Source organism: Aquimonas sp. (genome assembly GCF_044377145.1).
Taxonomy (GTDB): domain Bacteria; phylum Pseudomonadota; class Gammaproteobacteria; order Xanthomonadales; family Xanthomonadaceae; genus Aquimonas.
The window spans coordinates 1-22,653 of the sequence record NZ_JBILJQ010000046.1 but is presented as its reverse complement, the minus strand read 5'-3'; the positions used below and the strand labels follow the sequence as shown (position 1 = coordinate 22,653).

The following is a 22,653-nucleotide window of genomic DNA, read 5'->3' as shown; positions in this document are numbered from 1 at the left end:
CCAGCGCGCAGACCCTCACAATTGCCGCGGATCGCCGTCAAGTTGCCGACGATCCGTGGGCTTGATCACAGCCTGCGGCTTACTCCGCGCTGCACAGACAGTGCGCCAGCACGTGCGCGGGCAGGCCACGCACCGGCGGCGCCAGCAGCTGCAGCTCTTCGCGCAGCTGACGAATCGCCGGCTGCTGCAGCAGCGAGGGCGGCAGGCCGATGTAGGCGGCGGTGGCCTGCGCCATCGCGTTTTTGCCCATATTCGCGATGAACTGCTCGAACGCCGAGGGCTCTTTCTCGACATAGCTCACCGCGTAGTCGTTCTCGGCAAGTTCGGCTAAGCCCGCTGCGGCCGCGATCGCATCGCGCAGGCCGCCGAGCTTGTCGACCAGGCCCAGCTCCAGCGCCTGCGCGCCGCTCCAGACCCGGCCGCGGCCGACCGAATCGGCTTCTTCGTAGGTTTTGCCGCGGGCGTCGGCGACGCGGCCGATGAAATCGCGGTAGCCGTCTTCGATCACCGTCTGCAGGATCCGGCCGACCATCGGGTCGAGCGGGCGGGTCGGGTCGAACGCACCGGCAATGCGGGTGGTGCCGACGCCATCCGAGCGCACGCCGATCCGCTCAAGCGAGTCCTCAGCGGTGAAGAACAGGCCGAAAATGCCGATCGACCCAGTAATCGTGCTGGGGTCGGCATAGATCTGCTGCGCATTCATCGAGATCCAATAGCCGCCGGAGGCCGCCACATTGGCCATCGACACCACCACCGGCTTACCGGCGGCGCGGGTCAGCTCGACCTCGCGGCGGATCTGCTCGGACGGAAACACACCGCCGCCGGGCGAATCCACGCGCAGCACCAGGGCTTTGACTTCATCGTCTTCGCGCGCCTTGCGGATCAGTTCCGACGTCGACACACCGCCCACCTGGCCCTGCGGCTGCTCGCCGTCGGTGATGCCGCCCTGAGCCACCACGATCGCGACCTTGGGGCGGCTGTCGAAGGGCAGCTTCTCCCGGTCGAGGAAGCCGAGGTACTCGTTCAGACCGACCTGGCGGAAGGTGTTGTTCTCTTCGTCCTTGACGCCACGCTCGATCAGCAGCGCACGCAGTTCGTCCGCGGTCTTCAGCTCATCCACCAGGCCCATGCGCAGGGCCAGCTGGGCGAGGTCACCGTTGACCGCGGCGATTTCTTCATCGAGCGCGTCGATCTGCGCCTGCAGCTTGGCGGCGTCGATCTCGCGCAGGGCAGCGACCTCGCTCAGGTAGCGGTTCCAGATGTCGCGCATCCAGTGCAGGTCGGCCTCGTTGGCTTCCGGCGAGGCGTTGTCGCGGATGTAGGGCTCGGCGAAGGATTTGAACTCGCCGACGCGGAACAGGTGCACCTTGACCCCCAGCTTGTCCTGCAGGCCTTCGCGGTAATAGGCGCGGTAGCGGCCGATGCCCTCGAGCAGGGCCGCGCCCGACGGATGCAGATAGACCTCATCAGCGTGCGCGGCCAGGTAGTAGCCGGCCTGATCAACACTGTCGGCGTAGGCGACGATCTGCTTGCCGCTCTCCTTGAAACGGGTCAGCGCCGCGCCGACCTCGCGCAGTGCCGCGAAGCCGGCACCGGACATGCGATCGGTGCGGATCAGCATGCGCTCGATGCGCTTGTCTTCGGCCGCACCCTCGATCGCCCGCAGCAGGTCGCGCAGCTGCACTTCGTTGACCGGGTCGCCGGTCAGCTCGCCCAAGGCACGCGAGGCGGCGTCACTGCTGAACTGCTCGACGATCCGGCCCTCGGGCGCCAGCACGAAGATGCTGCGCTCCTCCAAGGTGGGGCCACCGCGCAGCGAGGCGACCACGATGATGCCGATCACCAGCAGCAGCAGGCCGTTCAGCAGCAGGCGACGGCTGAAGTTGAGTGCATCCCACAGGAACACGAAAAAGTTGACGAAGGCGCCACGCTTGGGCTCGGACATCGGAAGCTCTCGCAGAAGTTCGGGCAGATCGCCCGGAGGTTGAAGAATCTACAGCCGCGGCAGGATCTGCCACGGTCGGTGCATGTGACGTCTGCACGCAAGCGCCGGTGGTCATGCCGGTAGCGGCACCTGCCTGCGCAAGCGCCGCGCCAGCAGCACGAAACGCACGGTCAGCATCAGCGCCGCGGCCGACAGGCCGAGGATCAGCCCGTACCACATGCCGTGCGCGCCGCCGCCGCGGACGATGCCCATCCAGTAGCCGAGCGGCATGCCGAGGCCCCAGTAGCTGAGCACGGTGATGATCGCCGGCAGGCGGGTGTCCTTCAAACCCCGCAGCGCGCCTGCCGAGGCCGCCTGCAGCCCGTCGGAAAACTGGAACGCCGCCGCCAGCACCATCAGCTGCGCCGCCAGCGCGGCGACCTCGGCGTCCTTGGTCCAGAGGCCGGCGATGGTCGAAGCACCCAACAGCAGCACCAGCGCCGAAGCCAGCTGGGTGCCGGCGGTGATCGCATAGCCGGCGCCACCGGCCCAGGCCACGCCTTTGGGATCACCGCGGCCGACCGCATTGCCAACCCGCACCGTGGTGGCCATGGCCACCCCGAGCGGAATCATGAAGGCCACCGAGGCCAGATTGATCGCGACCTGGTGGGCTGCCGTCTGCAGGGTGCCAAGGCTGCCGATAATCAGCGCGGTGGCGACAAACAGCCCGCCCTCCATGAACACCGAAAAGCCCATCGGCAGGCCGATCTTCAGCAGATCGGCAATCGGCGCCCAGCGCGGCCAGTCGAAACGCGCGTACAGCTGCAGGTCGGCGTAACCGGCGCCGCGGGCCAGATGCAGACCATAGGCCGCGGCCTGCACCCACAGCGTGGTCGCGGTGGCGATGCCCAACCCGAGCGCGCCCAGTTCCGGTGCGCCGAACTCGCCGAACATCAGCGCATAGCCGAGCGGAAACAGCAGCAGCAGACCGCCGAGGCCGATCACCATGGTCGGCTTGGTCAGCGAGACGCCCTCGCTGAGATAGCGGAAGGTGAAGAACAGCGCCAGCGCCGGCGCGCCGGGTGCGACTCCGCGCAGAAAGCCCAGCGCCTGCGGGCGCACGTCTGCAGCCACGCCCGCCCATTCCAGCAGCCAGCCGGCATTGCCGATGAAGATCCACAGCCCGCAGCCCATCAGCAGCGCCAGCCACAGCGCCTGCCGGAACACCGCGCCGATCTCGCTGCGGCGGCCGGCACCGTCCAGCTGGGCCACGGTGGGTGGAATCGCCATCAGCACGCCGATCAGGATCAGGATCGCCACCGACCACACCGCGGTGCCGATCGCCACCGCCGCCTGAGTCAAGGCCGAATGGCGGCCGGCCAGCACGGTGTCGATCACGTTCATCATCATCGACGACAGCTGGCCCAGCACCAGCGGCAACGCCAGCGCCGCGGTCGCGGCGACCTCGGTCAGCAATCTCGGTTTCGCGCGGTGCGGGGGAACAGACATGACCGGCGAAGCTCGAATCGGGCCGGGTATAGTAGCCGCCGCGAGTCTGCGGGGCGGGTTCTGATGCTGCGCGGAGTGAGATCGCCGCAAGGACCGTCCGAGACTGCCGCTGCGGTCTCGGCGCACGGCCTTGCCGCGGGGCCAGCGCGACCCAAGCCGAAAGCGGGACCCGAGATCATGGCCGGCGCGGCCTCTGAACCACTGCCGGTTGACAGTCACGCCATGAAACTCGCCCACCATCCTGACGCGCACCTTTCCAGAGTTTTCGCCGCCCTCGTCTGCGTGCTGACGGTGGCCGTCGCACTGCCGTTTTTGTTCGGCATGGCAGTCACCGACACCGCGCGCGACTTCACCAATGCCACCGTCATTGCACTCGGCCACCCCCTGCCCCTGCTTGGGCCAAGCATCAATGGCACCTGGGCGCTGGGGCCCGCGTGGTTTTTCGTGCTGGCCCTGCCGCTGTTCGTCTCCGCGCAGTTCGTGCTGCTGCCGCTGACGATGAGCCTGATCGCAGCGCTGAAGGTTCCGCTGGCGGCGTCGCTCGGGCGCCAGCTGGCGGGCAATGCGGGCGGGCTGGCGCTGGCAGCGCTGATCGCCTTCCCCGGCTGGTGGTGGGTCGGGGCGCTCACGCCCACCCACGCCAGCGTCACCGAAACGGCCGTGCTGGCCTGCCTGCTGCTGGCGCTGCCGGTCCGGCGTGAGCGCCGACCGCTGTCTGCAGGGCGCGGGTTTGCGGCCGGTCTGTGCTTCTCGCTGGCGCTGCACGCGCACCCCACCGCGGTGGTATTGGCGCCCTTGCTCGGCTACCTGCTGTGGCCGCAGCGCCGTGCTTGGCGCGGCGTGCTGGCAGCCGTCGGCGGCGGCGTTCTACCCGTGCTGCCGGTGGCCTGGAAGGTACTGCAGGGCAGGACCACCCAGGTTGACGCTTCGCTGCGCTACTTCGCCGATGGCGACTACGGCCAGCGCCTGCGCGAGATCCCGACCGATATCGCCGGGTTGCTGCTGCGCGGCGAGACCTACGCTGACAGCCTGCTGCTGCAGACCTCGCAGCCGCTGCCCGTGTTCGCCAGCGCGGCCCTGCTGCTGCTCGGCCTGGCGGCGCGCCCGCGCCGGCGATGTCCAGCTTGCCGGGCTGTGGCTGTATCTGTTGCTGGCGACCGCGGCGATCAGCCTGCTCAGAAGCTCGGTGACGCCATGGATGATCTTCGCCCTGCTGCCGGTACTGGCCCTGGTCAAACTGGGCGCGCTGTCGCTGATCGCGCCCGCGCAGCGCACGCGGATCGCTCTGCTGGTGTACGTGGTCAGCCTGAGCGGGCTGGCCGCGCATGGCGCGGTGATGTTCAAGGCTCGCAGCAACGGCCAGTTGGACGTACCGATCAGCCTGCATGCCGATCTGTGGCCACCCGACCCAAGCCAGATCGACGGGCGTTCCTACCTGCCCTTGATGGACCTCGGCAGACTGGCCCGGCGGCTCTGCCCGCGAGGGCCGGCGACCTGGCGGCTGCACGGTGAGCTGGCGGCGCTGGTACAGATGGGCGAGGCCGCGCCCGCGGCGCTGTCCTGCGACGGTGCGCTACCGCAGATCAGCGGTGCAGACCCGGGCCAGCATCTGGTTGGCGTTCCGATTGCCTCGGCCCGCGCACTCGGCTTGATCGCCCCCAAGCCCGGCCCCGACACCGTCCGGCGCTTCGCTGGATTCGCCCTGTTGACGCCGACGGCGATCGTGCATCCACCCGTCGGCGTGGCCCTGCGTCTGGATCCACGCTACCTGCCGGAGCGGCTGGCACCGCTGCACGCTCGGGGTGTGCTTGGCGTCGAGCTCGCCACCGACTGCCCCGCGGGTGAATGGCTGGCGGTGGTCGACCTCGGCTACACGATCAACGCGCTGCAGGTGCAGCTCGAACGCGCGGGCCAGGCGCAGCCACCGGATTACGCGAACTGGCTGAGTCGGATGTGGCGCTGTGATGGCCAGCCGGTGCTGCTGCGGCTTTCGGCGCTGCAGCCCGAATGGGTCGATGTGTTCCGTCTGCGCGAGGGCGGGCACGCACGCGCCGCTGACTGAGCCCGCACAGGCCACGATCCGCGCGGACGGCCGCGGGTATCCTTCACCTCCGGCACACCGGCCGCCTCCCATCGATCTTCGAGCCCTTCGCGCATGTCAGCCACCCCCGATCTCCCTGCTGCCGCCGCGCCGACCGCGCAGATCGACGCCCCACGCCGCAACTGCGAGAACTGCGGCGCTGAACTCAAGGGTGAGCACTGCTACGCCTGCGGCCAGCCGACCAAGGGCCTGGTGCGGCATTTCGGCAGCATCCTCGGCGACTTCGCCGACACCGTGTTCAACATCGATGGCCGGATCTTCCGCACGCTTGGCCCGCTGCTGGTGTTGCCCGGTTTCCTCACCTTGGAGTACTTCGCCGGCCGCCGTGTGCGCTACGTCAGCCCGGTGCGGCTGTTCGTGTTCATCTGCCTGATGGCTTTCCTCGCCTCGCGCCTCAGCGTTGATCCGGACGGCGATGACATGGTCAAGTCCGATAGCGGCGATCAGACCAGCCTCGTCAACAGTGACGACTTCGCGAGCGCGAGCAGCGTCGAGGAGGTCGAGTCGCTGCGTGATCGGCTGCTGGCGGACTTCGATCGCCGCATCAAGGAGAACCCCGACGTGCCGGGTCTCGCCTCTGGTTTGGGCGCCGCCCGCACGGCCATCGAGCAGGCCGCAGATCTGCGCATCCGCCGCCTGCAGGCGGCGAATGAGGCCGACACGGCGGCCGCGAGCACGGCAACGGTATCGCCCGCCGAGACTGAGGACCCCGCCGCCTCGACGCCTGCTGCCAGCGAACCCGCGCCCAGACGCGAACGCCCGCAAATCAGCTTCGGCGACGGCGCCTGGGACGCACAGACCAACCCGGTGAAAGTCGATTGGCTGCCGGATGCGGCCAACGCACGCATCAACCTGTGGCTGCAGCGCGCCATAGACAACCTGACGCTGCTGCGCGACGAGCGCAGCCACCGCCAGCGCCTGGGCGACTATGTGCTCGACCTGCTGCCGCAGACCCTTTTCGTGATGCTGCCTCTGTTCGCGCTGCTGTTGAAGCTGGCCTACCTGCTCAAGCGCAGGCTGTACATGGAGCACCTGATCGTGGCCCTGCACAGCCACGCCTTCCTCAGCCTGGCGGTGCTCCTGCTGGCCCTGCTTACCCTGGCTCGCAGCGCGGTCGGCGCGGGCCCTGTGCATTCGGCCCTCGGCGCGCTGGAGATCGCCTTGATCGTGTGGATGCCGCTCTACCTGCTGATCATGCAGAAGCGCGTGTACCGGCAGGGCTGGATCATGACCGTGTTGAAGTACAGCCTGATCGGCACCGCCTACACGCTGTTGATCAGCCTCGCCGTCACCGCCACGCTGATGGTCAGCCTGGTGGCGATGTAGGGCCACTGCGGCGGCGCAGCCCGACCTCGGCGGCGCGCGCGGTCAACAGGCCGGCGCGTGCGATCGGCGCAGCCGCCAGCAGCTCGCGGCGCAGGGCCTCACGCGCGGGCGGATCGAGCCGGCGCGACATCGCCAGCAGCAGGGCGTGGTCGCTGGCCGCAAGCGCGCTCAGCATCGCCACGGTGGCGGTACGCTCCTCCTCCGGCACGAAGGCGAACACCTCGCGCGCCAGCTCGGCCAGCGCCGGGCTCTTGCCCGCCAGCAGGCCGCGCCGCACCGCTTCGGGCAGGGCCTGGAAGGTTTCCCGCAGCACCGCCTGCTGGGTCGGCTCGGCGGCCGCAAAGCCGCGCGCGGTCGCCAGCACCGCGGCACGCGTGCCCGGCCCCCGCCGCATCCAGGCGGCGTGCTGATCGCGCAGTTCGGCGCGCGCCTGCGGCGACAGCGCCTGGAAGGCTTCGGCACGCGCCAGCAGTCGCGCCCGGCCGGCCTCATCGAGGCCGTCCCACAGCGCCGCATGCGACCAAAGCACGGCGCGGTGCGGGTCGTCCAGTTCCGGCCAATGGCTGCGCCAAGGGTCCAGCGTGGTGCGCTCGGCCGGCAGCTGACGCGGTGCGGACGGCTCTGCGGGGGCGCTGTCGGCCGCCATCACGTGGCCGGATTCGAGCAGCCGCCACAGCAGAAAATCGAGATCAGCCAGCAGATCGAATTCGACCGTGTCGCCCCACAGGGCGAAATCCGGAGCCGACAGCGGCACCGTTTCGAGCACCGGCGCCGGCACCGCGGGCGGCGCCTGCAGGCGCTGCTGGGCCGGGTCGAGCAGCCAGTGCTGCAGCTGCGGTGCAAACGCGGCGCCCAGCAGACACAGCACCGCGGCAACTGACAGCGCGATGCGCAGCGCCGGGCTGGCCGCGGTCGAGTCGGTGTCGATCGTGGGGTCGTCCGATGCGGCATGCACGGTCTCAGGCGCCTCGAACGCGCGCCGGTACCCGCGGGTCCAGCCAGCGTCCTGCACCGACAGCCGCCGTGCCATCAGCAGCCACTCGCGCTCGACCAGGGCCGGCGGACGCCGCTGCAGCAGGGCGATGCTGGCCAGCTCCTGTCCGGCAACCACCCGCAGCACCAGCAGGTCGCGGGTCGGGCCCGGCAGCACCGCCCACAGCCGCAGCGCGGCCGGAGCGAGCGGCCCCGGCGCCGGCGGACGCAGCTCGGGCTGATGCAGACGGCGGTCCTGCAGACGACGGCACAGCTCGGCCCAGCGCGCGAGCTCGGTGCCGGCGCCCGGCACCGGCACGCTGGCCAGACCCTCCAACCGCAGCCACGCCTGCATCAAGCGCTGTACGGAGGGCGATGGCGGGAACGGCGTTGAAACCTGCATCAGAAAACCGGGCCTGTGGATGCGCACGCGGTACGGCGGCGGCGGGGCGCGATTCTAGCCCCTGCGGCACGTCGGTCTACGCGCGCTCCGGCGGCTGATCTGTCGCTGCGTAAGCGGCCAGCGCCGGCGCAGTCATCGAGGCCGATCCCGAATCACGCGCGTCGCGCAGGCGGAGTGGCCGCAGACCGCGGACCCACTACGCACAGTGCGCCGACGCACGGTGCCGATGTCAGCGGAGGCGCACGGCTTGACTTTCTCAGCGCAGACGCTCTTCGGCCTGTCTGCTGGCTTCCCGCGCTATTGACTTGTGCACAGGTTGCGGAAACCCCCCAAGCCGGGGTCCGAACCAAGGGCCGGGCGTTTGAGCCCGTGCCCTTGGTCACAGACTAAAAACACAGGCTATTGTTTTCGTTGATCTTTTTTGCTTGGTCAAAAAATAGCCACAATCCATGGAAGCCCTGTGCCAAAGCGCCGCCGCAGCCCTGCGGCCGACTTCATCCACCGACTTATCCACAGGCAATGTGGATAAGCCGAAAAACCAAAGCGGGGCCCCGACTTAGCCCACTTTCGTCAGCCCCGGGTGAAGAGCGTGCGCTAAGTCCATCCCCTGCCCGCCAGGCCGACCGGGCCACGCGGCTAAACTCCTGCCCATGCCAGCTCCGATCCTCCGCGTCGCCCTGCCCTTGCCGCTGCCGACCCTGTTCGACTACGCGCCGCCGGCCCGCGCGCAGGCTGATCCGGGCTGGGTCGGCTGCCGGGTGCGGGTGCCGTTCGGCCGCGCCAGCGCGGTCGGCGTGGTGGCGGCGGTGGGTGCATCCAGCATCGCCGCCGCCAAGCTCAAACCGGCGATCGAGCGCCTCGACGCCCAGCCCATCCTGTCCGTCGAACTGCTGACCAGCCTGCAGTGGGCCGCCGGCTACTACCAGCGCCCGCTGGGCGAAGTGCTGGCGGCGGCGCTGCCGGTCGACCTGCGCGCCGGCAAACCGCTGCCCGACACCGCCCCCTTGGCCTGGCGGCTGACCGCGATCGGCGCCGCCAACCTCAAACAGCTGCGCGCCGGTGGCCGCCCGCGCCAATTGGCCGACTGGCTGGCGGCCGAAGGCGCGCTGGATGCCGCCGCGCTGAACCAGCGCCTGCCCGACTGGCGCCCTGCCCTGCGCAGCCTGCTCGGCCGCGGTTTCGCCGAGGAATGCCGCGGCAGCGCGATCCTGCGCGTCGCCAGCCAGAACCCGCCGCCGCTCAACCCCGAACAGGCCGCCGCGGTGGCCGCAATTCTCGGCGGCCTCGGCCAGTTCTCGCCCCTGCTGCTGGAGGGCGTCACCGGCTCGGGCAAGACCGAGGTCTACCTGGAGGCGATCGAAGCCTGCCTCGCCGCCGGCCGCCAGGCCCTGGTGCTGGTGCCCGAGATCGGCCTGACCCCGCAGACCCTGCGTCGCTTCCAGCGCCGGCTGAATGTCGAAGTGCACAGCTACCACAGCGGCATGCCCGAAGGCGCCCGCGCCCGCGCCTGGACCGCCATGGCGCGCGGCGAAGCCCGCCTGCTGGTCGGCACCCGTTCGGCCGTGTTCGCGCCGCTGCCGCAGCCCGGCCTGATCGTGATCGACGAAGAACACGACGGCAGCTACAAGCAGCAGGACGGCTTCCGCTACCACGCGCGCGATTTCGCCCTGGTCCGCGCCAAGGCCCTGGGCGTGCCGATCGTGCTCGGCAGCGCCACCCCGGCGCTGGAAACCCTGCAGCTGGCCAACACCGGCCGCATGGCCCACCTGCGCCTGCGCACCCGCGCCGCCGCTGCACGCCCGCCGCGCATCAAGGTGCTGGACGCGCGCCGCCAGCGCATGACCCATGGCCTGTCGGAAGCCGCCTTCAGCACGATTGCCGAATGCCTGCAGCGCGGCGAACAGGCCCTGGTGTTCCGCAACCGCCGCGGCTTCGCCCCGGCCCTGCTCTGCCACGACTGCGGCTACCGCGCCAACTGCAGCCGCTGCGATGCCGCCCTGACCCTGCACGGCCGCGACCGCCTGATCTGCCACCACTGCGGCCACCGTGAGCGCGTGCCGCCCGCCTGCCCCGACTGCGGCAGCCTGGCCCTGATGCCGCAGGGCGCCGGCACCGAACGGGTGGAACTGGCCCTGGCCGAACGCTTCCCCGACGTGCCCCTGGTGCGCATCGACTCCGAAACCACCCGCGATTCCGGCGACCTCGCCCGCCACTTCGAAACCCTCGGCCACGGCGCCGGCCTGCTGGTCGGCACCCAGATGCTGGCCAAAGGCCACGACCTGGCCGCGCTGTCGCTGGTGGTGGTGGTCACGATCGACGAAGGCCTGTTCAGCGCCGACTTCCGCGCCGCCGAAAAGCTGGCCCAGCTGCTGGTTCAAGTCAGCGGCCGCGCCGGCCGCGCCCAGGCACCGGGCGAAGTGCTGCTGCAAACCCACCACCCCGGCCACCCGCTGTTGGCGACCTTGCTCGCGGGCGGCTATCCCGCATTCGCCAAACTCGAACTGGCCGAACGCGAAGCCGCCGGCTTCCCGCCGTTTGCGCATCTGGCCCTGCTGCGCGCCGACAGCCACCGCGAAGACGCCCTGCACCTGTTCATGCGCGAAGCCCACGCAGCCGCACGAGCCATCGTGGCCGCCGAGCCTTCATTGAATGTCGAAGTGCACGCGCCGATGCCGGCACCGATGGCGCGGCGCGCAGGCCGGATGCGGGCGCAGATGCTGCTGTCGGCGAAGCTGAGGCCGGGGTTGCAGGCTTTACTTAGAGCTTGGAATGTGGCGTTGTTTGAGTTGAAGAGTGGGCGGGGGGTGAGGTGGTCTTTGGATGTGGATCCGGGCGATCTCTACTGAGACGGCCTCCTTCGCCAACACCTGGCTTGGCTGCCGAACGCAGTCGCGAACAGCGCATCGAAGCCCGTTTGCACGCCTTGCGCGAAGAGTTCGATCAGCGCTTGCAGGTACTCGAGACGCACGAGAGCGAGGCGGCGCTGCTCGACCCCCAAAGCCCGACAGGCTGCTAGCGGGCTAGCTCCTGTCAGGCTGGGGTCTCTGAGTGCGGCTGCGAGGGTGCGCTAGCAGCCGTCGCCTCAGGCACCAAGGTGCCGGAAACGACGACTGCAGACTGAGCAATTCATCGCGCGCTGTGCTGACAACGCCTCACCGGCCTGCCAGCAGCAGTTCGGGCGCTGAACGAGGCTCCAGAGCGCCTAGCGAGTTCGCGGCGAGGCGGAAACCCTGAACAGATGAAAGCCGGCAGCGAATGACCGACTGCCATTGCATTCGGCCTTGGCGCTCAACTGGGCCTGTCCAGCGGAGTCGAAGCCGAAGCTGACGACGCAGGCGCCCACCGAGTGCGGGTAGTCATGGATCCCGCACTCGACCGGGCCATCGACTACACGTAGGTCCGCGCATTCAATGCGGAATACCAAAGGCGTCGCCGGCGGGCGGCCGTCGGCCGGGCCAAGTGGTTCGGCATAGGCGTGGAAAAATTCGCGGGTGATGCCGCCTTCGTCGTCGCGACCGCCATAGGCAATCCACCACTCCTTCACTTCGCCGGGGATGGGGCTGGAGTCCGCGGCAGCGGCGGAGGCCACACCACCCATCCAATGTCCGGTGAGATCGGGGATGTCCAGCGAGGCGTTGGCGAGCGAGTCGGAGCGCTCAAAATCCAGGCGGCGGTACTCAAGCCCACCGCCCGCAGCGGCAGGGGGCAGCACATCGACGAACTCGACCAGCATCCGGCTGCGTGCGTCCAGCAGCATGCGCACACGGCCGACCGCCATTGGCAACGCCCGCGGGCACGGGGCGGTGACGCAGACCACGGTCGAGTAGCGGCTGATCGGCCCGACGAAGGTGTTGCCGTTGACCCAGCCGCCGGTGTAATGCCAGGTGGCATTGCCATCGCGGCCGTAGTCGAACAGGGCGGCGGTCAGCAGCCCGGATTGTTGATCGATGAATAGGCCTGAGTTACCGAGAGATGGCGTGGACCAGGTGCCGGTGTCGACCTGCTTGGGCGAATTGCCCTTGTCGTTGAACACCACTACCACGGACTCGACCAGCGTGGGGCCGGAGCCGATGTCATACCAGTAGTTGATCTTGACCGAAGCGGCGAACTGGCTGCCCCGTGCAAGCTCGGCGCGCGGCTCGATCAAGCGCTGGAAGGGCGCCAAGGCCTGGGTGCAGGCAGTTCCCAGTGGCGGACGGGCCGCCTCGGCGACAATGTCAATGACGCTGGCCTGGGCGGTGACGCGAACTTCTCCACCGCAGCCATCGGGCCAGTTGTCCTCCACCAGTACCAGGAAGTCGGCCTCCGGCGCGATGTTCTCCGGGTGCACGCTCATGCGCTGGCTGAGCATCTGTGCCTGCGCCTGGAAAGCAAGCAGCAGGGATGCAAGCAAGATACGGACTATCGAGGGTTTCATGCGGGTGCTCTCCTTCAATGTATAGCGCAGGATCAGTCGTCGGCATTGCAGAACCGGCGGGTCACCGCAACGACCGAGCATACGCCTAGCGCGGACGGATTGCCCGGCTCCGCAGACCGTGAATACGCCGGCGAATTGTGGCGCGAGTCAGGCCGGAAGCCCGTCGACTGGCGGGTGTCTCAGCCGGGTGTTCGGCACCTCGGTGAGATTGGTCCAAGCCAGCCCGCCTCGACCTGGACGATATGTTCACCAACATACGCTGGCGCTCCCGGCCGCTCACGCACCGCCATGTAGTCATTTCGTATCGACTTTGTAGCCCGACGCGGCAGACCGCTGCAGCGAGGTTCAGTCGCGCGGCGCGCTTGGCAGGGCAGCGCGCAATCGGCGCAGGCCTGCCAGCGTTCCAGCCGAGCCCAGCCCAAGCAGCAGCAGCGCCAGCCAGACGACGGGCGCGAGGGTCAGGGCGCGAGGGTCAGGTCCTGTTTTGACACAGAGGCCGAGGGTCAGGCCTTGTTTTGACACATCCCCGGAGGTGCGACGGCGTCAGAGCTCGACTTTAGACCACCCGCAGCCACCACCTCCGGTCAACGCAGAAGGCAGCTATCGAACCTGCGCTACGGCGTCTCGGACGCGAGCTTGCTGTCGGGGACGATCACAGCTCGATGCCGGGATGCGCTTGGCGCTGCTCATGCAGTAGGGCATCCAGGTCGATGTCGGTACCGAAGTTCTGGCTGAGGCGCGCGTAGAAGCTCGCGGCCGGTTCGCGCCCTGCTTGCGCAGCCTCGTAGGCTTCCAAGGCACGCTCCACCACTTCGGCGATGGTGCGCTGCTCGCGCCGCGCCAGTCAGTGCGCCAATTCGAGTGCCCTTGCGCTGAGGACTGAAAGTTGCGGTTCGGCCATGGGTGCAGTCCTCTGAGCGTTGACGCATCTGAGGCGACGCCTCGCCCTGCTGCCATCAAAACGAAAGCAGGGCGAGGCGAGGTCTCGTACTAGCCGCGCAGCACAGCGCGTGAATGTGCGCGGAAGCCTTGCGAGGCACCGCCGCCGCCCCAACCAAAGCGGCTTGAGGATGCATCGAGGATCGAACATGTCGCACATCTTGCGGCGATTCATGCCGTCGCTTCGGTATCCCTTGACTCTGCTGCTTGGCCTGGTCGGCATGGCGCTGCCGGGATACTCCCTGTGTTCGTTCTACTGCACCACCAGTGGGCTCATGACCTTGGATCCGGGCTGCAGCGACTGGCCGGAGGTGCTGCGCGGTGCGCTCTACATGGTCCCCTTCCTGCTGGTTCTGCCGTGGCGTCCGGCGCATGCGCTGTTCGCGGTTGTGCCGGTGGTGCTGATGTCAGCCTTCGGTGGGCTATATGAGATGGCGATGGGTTCCTATCTGAGCATCGACTCGATGGGCGACCTCTTCGCGTGGCTGCAGCATAGCTATGCAGTTCTGCTCGGGGCTGCCTGCGCCAGCCTGATCTGGTTCGCCTCGTCCAGACGGATCATGCGCTTCTGGGCAGCACTGGCTGAGCCGTGACGACCCGTGGGCTGCGGCGGGGACTGTCCTCGCAGCGCCCGCCGCCGGGCTCGCAGATCTCTCACGTGCTAGCAAGCCCGCCCCAGTTCGCCAGCAATGCTTTCGGTATCTTTTTCAGTACGGATGCGTGCTAGCCTCCGGCCCTGACGCAGCTGGAGATTGAGCCATGCCCGACAACATCCTCACCAGCGCCGAGATCAAACGACACGGTCTGGCGGTGATCGAAGAGCGCTTGGCGCTCGGGCCGGTGCACCTGATGAAACGCAACCGGCGCGCCGCGGTGGTGCTGAGCGAGGCCGAGTACCAGCGCCTGCTTCACGGCCAGCCCAAGGCCGTGCCCGGCCAAAGCGCGCTGCAGTGGCTGCTGACGCAGGCACCGCAGGGCCAGCGCAGCCGCGAGGAGATCGATGCCGAGCTTGAGGCGGGGCGAGACTGGTGATCGCCTTCCTTGATGCCAACGCGCTGATCTACTTGATCGAGGGCCAAACCGATCTGGCCGCTCGCGTGCGCGAGAAGCTGCAGACGCTTCTTGCCACCCATCCCGGTCTGCGCATTGCGCTCAGCCGACTGAGCTGGCTGGAGTGTCGGGTGGGGCCGATCAAGGCGGGCTCACCCGAACGTTTGGCGCGGTTCGATGCCTTCTTCCAGCAGCCAGATCTGATCTGGCTGGAACTCGACCGCGGCGCGGTCGAGCTCGCCACCGAGCTGCGCGGGCGCTTCGGCCTACGCACGCCCGACGCCCTGCAGGCGGCCTGCTGTCTACAACTGGGCCGTGACCACTCGATGCTGACGGGGGATCGCGGCTTCGCGCGGGTTGAAGGCTTGAGCATCAGCTGGATCTGAGCGCGCACGGGCACGGGCGGAAGAGCAACAGAGTCAGGTTCAGCTTCGCAGCATCCTCGACCCAAGCCGCAGATCTCCAACTTGGTCGCGCGCATCGGCGACACCCGCATCGCCGTGCCCTGCCAAGGCCATGAGCCGCAACGCGCGCCTTCCCCAGAGAGGCCAGACCTTGAGCACCCCAGGGATGTGGCCCATTATGGCCATAAGACCCTTATTGGACCCGCGCGATGGCGACCGAGCGAATCGAAACAGTACCGACAGACGTCGCCGAGGTCACCGCCAGCGCAGTCAAGGAGAGCTGGGTGGCGGTGGTTCGGCGTGCCGAAACGCACCGGGACAAGGCCGTGCGCGTACTGGCGCACGGCCGGGCGCAGGCCTGGGTGGTCGCGCCCGAACGGTATGAGGCCTTGCTCGCAGCCGAACGCAGCCGCGAACAGCGCATCGAAGCCCGTCTGCAGGCCTTGCGCGAAGAGTTTGACCAGCGCCTGCAGGTACTGGACTCGCCGGAAGGCGAAGCGGCGCTGCGCGAGGCCTTCGACGAGCCCATCGAGCTTGACGGTTCGGTGGTCGCGGGGGCAGGCCATTAGTCGGCGCCCTGTTCTGCGGGTGCTTGCCGGCGTAAACGGCGCCGGCAAGAGCTCGATCGGCGGCGCGGCTCTGCGGCGTCGCGGCGCCACATGGTTCAACCCGGACGAGCTGTCGACGCGGCTTCAGCTCCAAGAGGATCTCAGCAAGGACGAAGCAGATTCGCTGGCCTGGCGGGAAGGCAAGGCCCGCCTTGAACAAGCCTTGGCGCACGGGCGCAACTACGCCTTCGAGACCACGCTGGGGGCCAGCACTTTCACCCGGAAGCTGGGTGAGGCCTGCGCGACGCACGAGGTGATGATCTGGTACTGCGGTCTCGCCTCGCCCGAGCTGCACATCCAACGCGTCAAGGCGAGAGTCGCGGCGGGTGGCCACGACATCCCGGAGCACAAGATCCGCAGCCGCGGGAACACCTCGATCGCCAACCTGATCACGCTCGCACCGCTCGTGCACACAGTTCAGGTGTATGACAACTCGGCCTCTGTCGAGGTCGGCATGCCGGTCCCCGCTCCCGTGCGCGTCGCCCTGGTGGAGCGCGGTCGCTTGATCATTCCCGATCCTATGGACGCGAAGGCGTTGGCATGCACGCCCGCATGGGCTCGGCCGCTGGTGGCAAGCCTGTTCGGCGTATAGCGCATGGCGCATGGCGCATGGCGATCGACAGGCCTAGCCTCGTAGCATCCGCGACCCGGTGCGCAGATCCATCACTGGCTCGCAAATTCGACCCAAGCAGCCGCCGACGTGCGCCTCACTGGCTCGCGGGCTCAAGTGACGCCAAGCCCTCTTCAGCAATCGCACGATGCACACCCTGCGCATCTTTCAGAATCGCTTCCAACGCCAGTCGATGCGCGCGCGTCAGCGCCTCGGCGGATGGGGCGGTGATGTCCGGCACGACGCCGACGCCTTCCCAGTTGGTGCCGGTGATCGTGTTGGCGACGATCTGCATCGGGATGAAGGCGACGAAGCCATGCGCCAGCGGGCGATAGCCGCCCGGGGTGGCCGCGCCCGCGGTGGTCTCGCCGACCAGGGTGGCGCGCTTCATGGCCTGCAGGTCGTAGGCGAATTCTTCGGCGCCCGAGCCGGTGTCGTCATCGACCAGCACGTACAGGGGCTTGTCGGTAAACGCCGGGGTTCGCGGCTCGGCGTAGAAGGTGCGCTCGGATGTCGGCGTATCGCCGCCCTGCGTGCGCACGGTCGAGGTGCGGGTACTGACGAAGTGCCCGATCACGTTCGCCACGCCGGCGGGCTCGCCGCCCGGTGAGCCGCGCACGTCGACGATCAGTGCGCCGGTATGGGCGAGCATGCCCATCGCCAAAGCCAGCTGCTCGGTGCTGGGGGCGGCGTCGTAGAACATCCGGATGCGCAGGTAGCCGACATTGCCGGGCAACCAGCGCAGCTCCGGCACGTGGCCACCGAGCAGGCGCAGGTCCTCGTGGAAGGCCGCGATTTCGTCCGCCGTCGGCGGAGCCTCGCTGAAGCCTGCGACCATCTCGGGCCCGAAGTAGCGGGCGCGGAAATGGCGGTCGTCAACGATGGGCGTGATCTGCTGCGTGATCAGCGCCAGCAGCTCGGACGCGGTGCGGGCCTCGCGGAACGCGCCGCGCTGCGCCAGCGCCTCGATCTCCCCTGCGACTTCGCTGGCGCGGTCACGAAAGGCGAAGCGCTCGCGCATGACCTCGGCCAGGGCCAGCACCACCTCGCGATTCTGATCGGCCGTCATGGCGACCCCGGCGGGGTCGGGCGGCGGACCGGGCTGTGCGATGGCCGCGGTGGCCTGCAGGGCGAATGCCATCAGGGCCGCGCAGAGGCGCACCGGCAGTTGGCGAAGCCTTCGGGTCTGCACGCCAGCTTGGGCGATCCGTTCCATGGCCAAGGTCGGCACGCCTCGCCCTGCACTGTTCACCGTTGTCATCGATCGCTCCTGCATGCACCGTGGAATGGCGGTGCTTCGGGAGGTATGGATACGGGCAGAGCACAGCGGGTTGCAGGGTGCGTCGGGCTCCTCCGGATCTCACCCGCTGCAGGTGTCAACGATCAACGCCTCGACGGCTTGCACCCTCTCGGGGGGTGATGCGCCATGCGTGGTTGGGCCGCAATCACGCGAGGCTTGCCGGCGGCTTCGCTGCATAAGCAATCGAAAACAGTGCGGTCATGCAGGGCGAGTGGCACTGCGCTAGAAGTCCCATCGCGCGACGCGCTTAAGCGTTGCCCTTGATCCAGTCCAAGGCCTCGCGCGCTCGCAGCCCCGGGGTACTCCAATCCCAGGCTCAGGCCCCCAGCAAACCGGCCCCAAGCCGACGCCTGCCAGTCGATCGCGATGTTGGTCTTTCCGGGCGGGCAGAGTCTCGATTCTCCCGGTCCGCTGGAGGTCTTCGCGGTGGTCAGCCGGCAGGCGCAGGACGATGTCGCCGAGGCGGGGCCGCGGTATCGGACCCTGCTGATCGGTGCACGGCCCGGGCCAGTGCGGATGGCCTCCGGCCTGCGCCTGGTCGCCGACCCTGGCATCGACGAGATCGACGGCAGCGGCATCCACACCCTGCCGGTCAGCGCCGGCATCGGCGATGCGCTGGATCGGCAGCACGCCCAGCGCGAGGTCGTCGACTGGCTGCGCGGCGCGGGTGCCTGGATGCTGGCCGAGAGCGGCCTGCTCCAAGGCCGCTAGACCACCACCCACTGGCTGGACGATCCCGAGCTGCGTCAGCGCCATCTACGGTGCGCGTGCGGGCGGGCGGGCGCGCTGTACGCGAACGGACGGCGCGGTCTGGGCCTCGGCCGGCGTCACCGCGGTGATGGACCTCTCGCTGGCGATGGTGGCGGCCGAGCACGGCGTGCCGCGCTGAAGACCGCCCGATGGCTGGTGATGGCAAGTAAACGCGGCGGCGGGCAGCGCCGGCTCAGCGCGCCGCTCCCGGCCAGCTATGCGCGCTCGGCGTTCACCAGCCTGGCCGACGGGCTGCGCAAAACCCGGCGCATCACTACGTCGAACAGCTGGCCGAGCGCTGCACATGAGCGAGCGCCAGTTCCGGCGTCGCTTCGTCGAGAGCTTCAGCCTGCCGCCGCTGCGCCGCCTGGATGGCCTGCGGGTGGAGGCGGCCCTGGCTCAGCTCGAACACTCGAACGCGGCGCTCAAGCGGATTACCAGCAGCTGCGGCTTCGCTGTCGAGGAAGCGATGCGGCCTAGCGTTCTGCGCCGCTGCCGGCAGTCGCCCGGCGACAACCCCGTCGGGAATTCACTCGAAGCCGTCGCTGAACACCTCCGGCGCCAACGGCTCGGGCTGCGGATTGCTGATGCGCGCGACGTACATCTGCGTGCTGTCCTGCTGCGGCACGCCGGGGCGTACGTCCGCGAAGGTGCCGGCGACCACGATTCGGCCATCGGCCTGTTGCAGCGCGGCGGTTGGGTATTCGTCAAACGCGCCGGGCAGTTCCGGAAAGCGCAGTCGGCTGCCGTAGCCTGCTCCGAAGAACGGGTAGACGACCCGGTTGCCGAAGCGGTCGAACTTGGTGATCCCCAGGTCGTAACGGCCGAAGGCGGCTTCCCAGAACGAGCCCTGCTGGTGTGTGCCGACCACCACCAGACTGTTGTCCGACTGCGGCAGGATCGCGCCGACGCTGGCCGTGTCGCCGCTACCATTGGTGTAGTAGTCGACGGCCGCCAGCCCGCCCAGACCAAAATTGAGGTCGACGGCATTGTTCGGCAGCAGACGCAGCACCGCGCCGCCGGCCGGCAGGCTGCAGCCGAGCAATCGGGCATTGCTGCTGTCCACGGCCAGGGCGAAGGCCGCTTTGCAGCCGGTGCTGCTGCGCAGGCGCAGCCGCTGGTTGACCACGCCGTCGTCGCCCACCTCGTACAGCACCGCCGACTCATCGTTCGGCTGCGAACCGTCGGCGCCAGATACCAGGACGTTGCCGTTCAGATCCAGCGCCAGATCGCCAACCCGGATCCGCGACGGATTGGTCGGCGAAATCAGCAGGACCAGACCGTTGTTGCCGAAGCCGGTGTCGAGGCTGCCGTCGGCCAGCAGACGAATCAGCAGGCCGCACTCGTCGTTGAGATTGCCGAAGCCGCAGCGAAAGCCGGGGTCCTGCGCGCCGATGGCCCTGCCATCGGCCAACAGCAGCACGCGGCCCTGCGCATCCAGCGTCATCGCGCGGAAGAAGGCAGAGATCTGTCGAGCGCCGAGGTCCAGATCCTCACGCAACTCCAGCACGCCGTCGCCCCAGAACTGGGTGTCCACAGTGCCGTCGTCCTGCAGGCGGATCACGGTCGCGGTGTAGTCCACACCGCTGCGCCAGCCGGCCACCAGCAGTTCACCGCTGGGCAGCGCCTGCACCGCATTGCAGTAGGTTTCACCGCCCGCGATCAGGCTGATGCCGCGCTCGCCGTTGCCCGAGAAGCCCGGATCGGGCCGACCATCGGGCAAGCTGCGGCTGATGCCGCAGACCGCACTGAACGGCGAGGTCTCCAGATACAGCGAGCCGATCACCACCGCACGTCCTTGTGCGTCCAGCGTCAGATCTTCCGCCAGCGTTGACTGCCGCGGCCCGGCAACATCGTTGATGCGCAGCAGGCGGTATCCGCGGGAGCTGAAATCCGGATCGAGAAAGCCGGCATCCGCAGCCGGATCAGCCATGCCCAAGCGGGCGATCAGCCCGTAGGTTTCACTGCTGCCTGACAGTGCGTCGGCAAAGTTACCGCTCAGCACGGCGCGGCCGCGCGTATCCAGGCGCAGTTCGGCCAGCTCTTCGAGTTTGTAGTCGGTGTTCCGCCAGTCATCGATGGTGTAGTGCGACTGGTGCGTGCCTGCGCTTCCAAACGACCCATCCACGCTGCCGTTGGCGTTCAGGCGGGTGACGTAGACATCCTGCAGATCGGCATTGCCGGCGCTGCGCACCAGCGTGCCGCCCACCAACAGTTGACCGCCGTCGCTGACGGCAACGCGTGGGGCTCCGCGCAAGTAGCCGACCGGCGAGTTCCATGCCAGCGGCTCGGCATAGCCATCGCCGCCGCCGAAGTCGGTATCCGGCTGGCCATTCGTGGCCAGGCGCAGCACCCCGGCGGCACGGATGGGGCCCGGCGTGCTGCCACTCGGGTCCGGTTCGCAGCCGAGCACCATGCGGTCCTGCGCGTCGAGCCACAGCGATAGCACGCGATAGCACTGGCCGATGAAGCCGCGCCCGCCGCCACCGATGCGCTGCGGCGCATCCATGCCCGGGCCGAAGTCGAGATCGATCTGGCCGTCGGCGAGCAGACGAAAGATGACGCCCGCGTCCGGCGTGCCCGGATTGACGGTGTGGCCCATCACGTACACGCGGCCGGCGCTGTCGACCGCCGTGCTGTGGGCGAAGATGGTCGGTGGGTTGTAGTCGGCCAGCGGTCGCGAGCCGTCCACCGCGAAGCTGCTGTCCAGACTGCCGTCGCTGAGCAGCCGGACGATCAGGCCACGTGAGGTGCTGTTGGCCGAGTTCAGCACCCGGCCGACCGCGAGCACGCGGCCCTGTGCGTCCAGCGTTGCTGAACTCAACAGGGTTTGCTCGGTGCTCTCGCGCCAGCTGAAATCGCCATTGAGCAGGCGCAGGCCCTGCTGCTGGAAGCTGGTGTCCAGCACACCGTCCGGGGTCAGTGCGATGACCAGGGCCGAGTACTGCCCATTGGCCTGCAAGCCCGCGCCCAGTATGCGAAAGCTGCCGTCGGACAATGCCAGCACTTTGCTGCAGAAGACCAGGCTCAAGCCCGGCAGGGGTAGCGTACTGGTGCCGTTGAACGCGCTGTTGCGATAGCGCACCACGATGCACTGCGGCGTGCCGCTACCCTGGTTGCCTACGGCCACCAGCATCCCTTGTGCGTTCTCGGCGCTGCTCGACAGGCGCTCGTTCTCGCCGCGAAACGGACCGCTGCTCCAACCAAAGCCGTTGAAGCTCGGGTCAACAAAGCCGCCACTCAGCGATTGCCCGAGCGCAAGGGATGTCTTCAGCAGCAGCGTCAGCACGGCCAGAGTTCGGAGCAGGAGCGACATGGTGAGCACCTCTGAGGGATCGATGCCCACACGTACGCTGCTTGCCGCGCCGACCTGACAGACGACCGAGCAGTCGTCTGGAGCTTGGCCGCACCGCAGCCCACGCAGTGGGTGAACAGGGCGCTGTTGTTCCTGCATGGGGCCATTCATGCCTGCTATGCCGACACGCTCGTTAGGGTGTTGCAGGGCCACGGAGCCTTGGGTTGCGCCACCCAGCGCGAGGTCTCGCGCGGCTTCTTCAACGCCTTCCTGCGCTGGCAGGTGCTGGGCGAGAGCGCCTATCGGCCGTTTTTCAGCCACGACCTGAGCTTGCCCTGTCCAAGCACGAACAGTGTCCAAGCTCGTCAGCAGTCCCGGGCGTTCGGTCCGCGCGTGCTGGATGATTTCCAGAACGGCCTGTGTTCGCAGAACGCCCTCGGTGGCGCGCTCAGCGAGACGAACCCAGTACTCAGCGAGGGCGCGGCGTTGCCGATGGACAGCTTCGCGCCACTGCCAGGCCTCCACGACAGCGTGCCGCACGATCGCGGCGCCATGCTGGTGCGCAGAAGCGGCAATGCCCTCGCGGCAAACGCCCCGCATTCGCAGCTGCCCTTCGCCCACCGCAATGTGGCCGCTGGAGCTATTCCAGCCTGCGCGCCGCCCAGCTCTACGCGTCCAGCCTGAACCCGGGCGGTGCGCTGTCCTTCCGCATCACCCTGCGCGACATCGACGGCGGCAGCGCCTTCGCGAATCTGTCGAGCTACGGACGTCTGCGCGAGCAGGAACAGTTCAAGCGGGTCACCAATGAGGGCAATGTCGGCCACGTCGGCGGCAACTACAGCAAGACGGCCGTGTAGACCTTCCGTATCCCGCTTGCCGACTTCCCCGGCGTCGACGCGAAACCCCGGTAGCGAAACACTGTATGCGTCCGCCCAAGCCACCTACCGCTTCCCCACTCGCCGTGCTGAGCCTCAGTTGCAGATCGGCGCCCAGCCCTCGATCGGCAGCAAGCTGTCGATGTCGCGGTTGCGCGTGGTCGGCAGTC

18 protein-coding genes and 1 pseudogene are annotated in these 22,653 nt (G+C 68.4%); 12 read left to right on the top strand and 7 right to left on the bottom strand.

What is annotated here, in order from left to right; genetic code table 11:
- Positions 1-79 precede the first annotated feature (79 nt).
- Both sppA and ACIQ7H_RS14095 read right to left on the bottom strand, forming a co-directional pair.
- Entirely contained in the window at positions 80-1,945 is a 1,866-nt protein-coding gene (gene sppA / locus ACIQ7H_RS14100) for a signal peptide peptidase SppA (RefSeq protein ID WP_395792547.1), read from the bottom strand.
- 111 nt (positions 1,946-2,056) lie between these two features.
- Entirely contained in the window at positions 2,057-3,433 is a 1,377-nt protein-coding gene (locus ACIQ7H_RS14095) for an MATE family efflux transporter (protein ID WP_395792545.1), read from the bottom strand.
- A gap of 222 nt (positions 3,434-3,655) precedes the next feature.
- Here ACIQ7H_RS14095 and ACIQ7H_RS14090 point away from each other — a divergent pair, with 222 nt between their 5' ends.
- The 3 genes from ACIQ7H_RS14090 (at position 3,656) to ACIQ7H_RS14080 (ending at position 6,860) form a co-directional block, all read left to right on the top strand.
- The gene (locus ACIQ7H_RS14090) at positions 3,656-4,945 is read left to right on the top strand and encodes a hypothetical protein (RefSeq protein WP_395792543.1); all 1,290 of its coding nucleotides are present in this window, start codon (positions 3,656-3,658) and stop codon (positions 4,943-4,945) included.
- The gene (locus ACIQ7H_RS14085) at positions 4,878-5,495 is read left to right on the top strand and encodes a hypothetical protein (protein ID WP_395792541.1); all 618 of its coding nucleotides are present in this window, start codon (positions 4,878-4,880) and stop codon (positions 5,493-5,495) included. Before ACIQ7H_RS14090 ends, ACIQ7H_RS14085 begins: the two co-directional genes overlap by 68 nt.
- A gap of 93 nt (positions 5,496-5,588) precedes the next feature.
- Positions 5,589-6,860 carry a DUF3667 domain-containing protein gene (locus ACIQ7H_RS14080; protein WP_395792539.1) on the top strand — a complete coding sequence of 424 codons (1,272 nt, stop codon included), beginning with the start codon at positions 5,589-5,591 and terminating at the stop codon, positions 6,858-6,860.
- On the opposite strand, the gene ACIQ7H_RS14075 is transcribed toward ACIQ7H_RS14080, so the two are convergent.
- Positions 6,841-8,187 carry a DUF3106 domain-containing protein gene (locus tag ACIQ7H_RS14075; RefSeq protein WP_395792537.1) on the bottom strand — a complete coding sequence of 449 codons (1,347 nt, stop codon included), beginning with the start codon at positions 8,185-8,187 and terminating at the stop codon, positions 6,841-6,843. The genes ACIQ7H_RS14080 and ACIQ7H_RS14075 overlap by 20 nt on opposite strands.
- 692 nt (positions 8,188-8,879) lie before the next feature.
- Between ACIQ7H_RS14075 and ACIQ7H_RS14070 the strand changes: the two genes are divergently transcribed.
- Positions 8,880-11,081, top strand: a complete 2,202-nt coding sequence (locus tag ACIQ7H_RS14070) for a primosomal protein N' (protein ID WP_395792585.1) — start codon at positions 8,880-8,882, stop codon at positions 11,079-11,081.
- 356 nt (positions 11,082-11,437) lie between these two features.
- Here ACIQ7H_RS14070 and ACIQ7H_RS14065 read toward each other — a convergent pair whose 3' ends face one another.
- Positions 11,438-12,652: a hypothetical protein gene (locus ACIQ7H_RS14065; RefSeq protein ID WP_395792535.1), complete on the bottom strand. Its 1,215-nt coding sequence runs from the start codon at positions 12,650-12,652 to the stop codon at positions 11,438-11,440.
- A 652-nt stretch (positions 12,653-13,304) separates the two neighbouring features.
- Positions 13,305-13,448: a hypothetical protein gene (locus ACIQ7H_RS14060; RefSeq protein WP_395792533.1), complete on the bottom strand. Its 144-nt coding sequence runs from the start codon at positions 13,446-13,448 to the stop codon at positions 13,305-13,307.
- A 292-nt stretch (positions 13,449-13,740) separates the two neighbouring features.
- On the opposite strand from ACIQ7H_RS14060, the gene ACIQ7H_RS14055 reads away from it, so the two are divergent.
- From ACIQ7H_RS14055 to ACIQ7H_RS14035, 5 genes are all read left to right on the top strand, one after another.
- A complete protein-coding gene (locus tag ACIQ7H_RS14055) occupies positions 13,741-14,184 on the top strand; it encodes a hypothetical protein (RefSeq protein WP_395792531.1) in 444 nt (147 codons plus the stop codon).
- Positions 14,185-14,350: 166 nt separating this feature from the next.
- Positions 14,351-14,623 carry a hypothetical protein gene (locus tag ACIQ7H_RS14050; RefSeq protein ID WP_395792529.1) on the top strand — a complete coding sequence of 91 codons (273 nt, stop codon included), beginning with the start codon at positions 14,351-14,353 and terminating at the stop codon, positions 14,621-14,623.
- Positions 14,620-15,027 (top strand): type II toxin-antitoxin system VapC family toxin, encoded by a 408-nt coding sequence (locus ACIQ7H_RS14045; protein WP_395792527.1) that lies wholly within the window; start codon positions 14,620-14,622, stop codon positions 15,025-15,027. Before ACIQ7H_RS14050 ends, ACIQ7H_RS14045 begins: the two co-directional genes overlap by 4 nt.
- 227 nt (positions 15,028-15,254) lie before the next feature.
- Entirely contained in the window at positions 15,255-15,614 is a 360-nt protein-coding gene (locus tag ACIQ7H_RS14040) for a hypothetical protein (RefSeq protein WP_395792525.1), read from the top strand.
- Positions 15,610-16,245, top strand: coding sequence for an AAA family ATPase (locus ACIQ7H_RS14035; protein ID WP_395792583.1), 636 nt, complete (start codon positions 15,610-15,612; stop codon positions 16,243-16,245). Before ACIQ7H_RS14040 ends, ACIQ7H_RS14035 begins: the two co-directional genes overlap by 5 nt.
- A 115-nt stretch (positions 16,246-16,360) precedes the next feature.
- On the opposite strand, the gene ACIQ7H_RS14030 is transcribed toward ACIQ7H_RS14035, so the two are convergent.
- Positions 16,361-17,524: a S41 family peptidase gene (locus ACIQ7H_RS14030; RefSeq protein ID WP_395792523.1), complete on the bottom strand. Its 1,164-nt coding sequence runs from the start codon at positions 17,522-17,524 to the stop codon at positions 16,361-16,363.
- A 405-nt stretch (positions 17,525-17,929) separates the two neighbouring features.
- Here ACIQ7H_RS14030 and ACIQ7H_RS14025 point away from each other — a divergent pair, with 405 nt between their 5' ends.
- Together ACIQ7H_RS14025 and ACIQ7H_RS14020 are read left to right on the top strand one after the other, a co-directional pair.
- A complete protein-coding gene (locus ACIQ7H_RS14025) occupies positions 17,930-18,274 on the top strand; it encodes a hypothetical protein (protein WP_395792521.1) in 345 nt (114 codons plus the stop codon).
- A gap of 256 nt (positions 18,275-18,530) precedes the next feature.
- A pseudogene (locus tag ACIQ7H_RS14020) lies at positions 18,531-18,812 on the top strand (helix-turn-helix domain-containing protein); the annotation flags it as partial.
- Between the two features lie 30 nt (positions 18,813-18,842).
- On the opposite strand, the gene ACIQ7H_RS14015 reads toward ACIQ7H_RS14020, so the two are convergent.
- On the bottom strand, positions 18,843-21,629 hold the full coding sequence (locus tag ACIQ7H_RS14015) for a hypothetical protein (RefSeq protein WP_395792519.1): 2,787 nt from the start codon (positions 21,627-21,629) through the stop codon (positions 18,843-18,845).
- Positions 21,630-21,713: 84 nt separating this feature from the next.
- Between ACIQ7H_RS14015 and ACIQ7H_RS14010 the strand changes: the two genes are divergently transcribed.
- Positions 21,714-22,292, top strand: coding sequence for a hypothetical protein (locus ACIQ7H_RS14010; protein ID WP_395792517.1), 579 nt, complete (start codon positions 21,714-21,716; stop codon positions 22,290-22,292).
- Positions 22,293-22,653 lie beyond the last annotated feature (361 nt).

What these genes read in the sequence shown, in the direction of transcription:
- sppA (WP_395792547.1), bottom strand. Translation starts at nt 1,945, where the DNA reads ATGTCCGAGCCCAAGCGTGGCGCCTTCGTCAACTTTTTCGTGTTCCTG.
- ACIQ7H_RS14095 (WP_395792545.1), bottom strand. Translation starts at nt 3,433, where the DNA reads ATGTCTGTTCCCCCGCACCGCGCGAAACCGAGATTGCTGACCGAGGTC.
- ACIQ7H_RS14090 (WP_395792543.1), top strand. Translation starts at nt 3,656, where the DNA reads ATGAAACTCGCCCACCATCCTGACGCGCACCTTTCCAGAGTTTTCGCC.
- ACIQ7H_RS14085 (WP_395792541.1), top strand. Translation starts at nt 4,878, where the DNA reads ATGGACCTCGGCAGACTGGCCCGGCGGCTCTGCCCGCGAGGGCCGGCG.
- ACIQ7H_RS14080 (WP_395792539.1), top strand. Translation starts at nt 5,589, where the DNA reads ATGTCAGCCACCCCCGATCTCCCTGCTGCCGCCGCGCCGACCGCGCAG.
- ACIQ7H_RS14075 (WP_395792537.1), bottom strand. Translation starts at nt 8,187, where the DNA reads ATGCAGGCGTGGCTGCGGTTGGAGGGTCTGGCCAGCGTGCCGGTGCCG.
- ACIQ7H_RS14065 (WP_395792535.1), bottom strand. Translation starts at nt 12,652, where the DNA reads ATGAAACCCTCGATAGTCCGTATCTTGCTTGCATCCCTGCTGCTTGCT.
- ACIQ7H_RS14055 (WP_395792531.1), top strand. Translation starts at nt 13,741, where the DNA reads ATGTCGCACATCTTGCGGCGATTCATGCCGTCGCTTCGGTATCCCTTG.
- ACIQ7H_RS14050 (WP_395792529.1), top strand. Translation starts at nt 14,351, where the DNA reads ATGCCCGACAACATCCTCACCAGCGCCGAGATCAAACGACACGGTCTG.
- ACIQ7H_RS14040 (WP_395792525.1), top strand. Translation starts at nt 15,255, where the DNA reads ATGGCGACCGAGCGAATCGAAACAGTACCGACAGACGTCGCCGAGGTC.
- ACIQ7H_RS14030 (WP_395792523.1), bottom strand. Translation starts at nt 17,524, where the DNA reads ATGACAACGGTGAACAGTGCAGGGCGAGGCGTGCCGACCTTGGCCATG.
- ACIQ7H_RS14025 (WP_395792521.1), top strand. Translation starts at nt 17,930, where the DNA reads ATGTTGGTCTTTCCGGGCGGGCAGAGTCTCGATTCTCCCGGTCCGCTG.
- ACIQ7H_RS14015 (WP_395792519.1), bottom strand. Translation starts at nt 21,629, where the DNA reads ATGTCGCTCCTGCTCCGAACTCTGGCCGTGCTGACGCTGCTGCTGAAG.